Below are 1633 nucleotides of genomic sequence, written 5' to 3' on the forward strand. Positions count from 1 at the left end.
AAAGGGGCTGTAAAAAAACTCCCCAAATAGAAAACCCGCTGTGGTCATAGAAACCATAGCGGGTTTTTGGTATAATTTATTTATGCAAAAAAACAAAAATACCAACTTTAATTTTACAACAAGACAGTTAAAATTACCACTGGATTTAGAAAAACTTATTGATTTGTCTGATCCAATGTATACCTTTTGTGATGTAGTGGATCATATTGACCTAACACCATACTTTGCAGAGGAAGGCTGCAGAACAGGTCGCCCAAAATGTGATGCACTAAAATTATTAAAGATAATACTGTTTGCATTTATGGAAAATGGCATTAGATCATTAAGAGATTTAGAAAAACTTTGTAAGAATGACATAAGATATATGTATTTACTTGATGAGATGAAAGCTCCGTCTTTTGCTACTTTTGGTAATTTTATGCGCAATGAACTTACAACCTCAATCGAGCAGATATTTAATGATGTAAATCGCTACATTTTTGAAGTAGAGAATGTTGATTTGAACCATACATATATTGACGGAACTAAGATAGAAGCAAATGCCAATCGCTATACATGGGTTTGGAAGAAATCCTGTATTAAAAATAGAAGCAAGGTATATGAGAAGGTTTCTATTCTTATTGATTTTATGAATTCACAAGTTCTAGGTTTGCTTGGTATTAAACTCGAAAAACGCGAAGAATACTCGATTGAATACGTAGAGGAATTGCTTTGCAACTATGCCAAGGCGACATCGATTAATGAGACTACATTTGTTTCAGGCATTGGGCATAGAAAGAGTATTGAGCAAAGACAATACCAGGAAATGCAGGGTTACTTGGAACGTCTAAAGTCTTATGCAAATCATATACAAATATGTGGAGATAAAAGAAACAGCTATGCAAAAACTGACCATGATGCAACATTTATGCGAGTTAAAAAAGATTACATGGGAAATGATCAGCTTGTTCCAGCATACAATGTTCAAGCTGCAATATGTGATGAATATATAGCAGTTATTGATGTGAAAAAATATGCTTCTGATATGGAATGCTTTGTGCCACTTATGGAAAAGTTTAATGGGATATATGGAAAATATCCAACATATCCAGTTGCAGATGCTGGCTATGGATCTTTTAATAACTATATTTATTGCGAAGAGCATGGCATGGAAAAATATATGAAATTTACAATGTTTGAAAAAGAAACAAAAGACAAGAAATATCATACAAATCCATATCGTGCTGTCAACTTTAAACAAAATGAGCAAGGTGAGCTAATTTGCCCCAATGGGAAAAGGCTCCTTTATAAATATGATAAGCACATATACAAAAATAAGTATGGAAGAACCGAAGAAATATATGAATGTGAAGATTGTGAAGGCTGTCCATATCGCAGTGATTGTTGCAAAAAAACGTCTGGGAACAGAAGCGTAAGTCTGAATAGAGAATTAACATCAATACATCATGAAGTAATAGATAATCTCGAATCAATACACGGTGCTTTGCTACGCATGAATCGAAGCATTCAATCAGAGGGAACTTTTGGAATAATAAAATGGAACAGGTCTTACAAAAGACTATTTAGGAGAGGACTTAAAGGAGTAATTCTTGAACTTACTTTAATTTCTTGTGGTTACAACTTATATAAATAT

1 protein-coding gene is annotated in these 1633 nt (G+C 33.3%); it reads left to right on the forward strand.

The genetic code is table 11. From position 1 onward, the window contains the following. Window positions 1-82 precede the first annotated feature (82 nt). Window positions 83-1633, forward strand: a 1551-nt coding sequence (locus tag K292_RS17190; protein ID WP_037373212.1) for a transposase, incomplete at its 3' end; no start/stop codon positions are given.

The organism is Anaerovorax odorimutans DSM 5092 (assembly GCF_000426305.1).
In the GTDB taxonomy this organism is placed as follows: domain Bacteria; phylum Bacillota; class Clostridia; order Peptostreptococcales; family Anaerovoracaceae; genus Anaerovorax; species Anaerovorax odorimutans.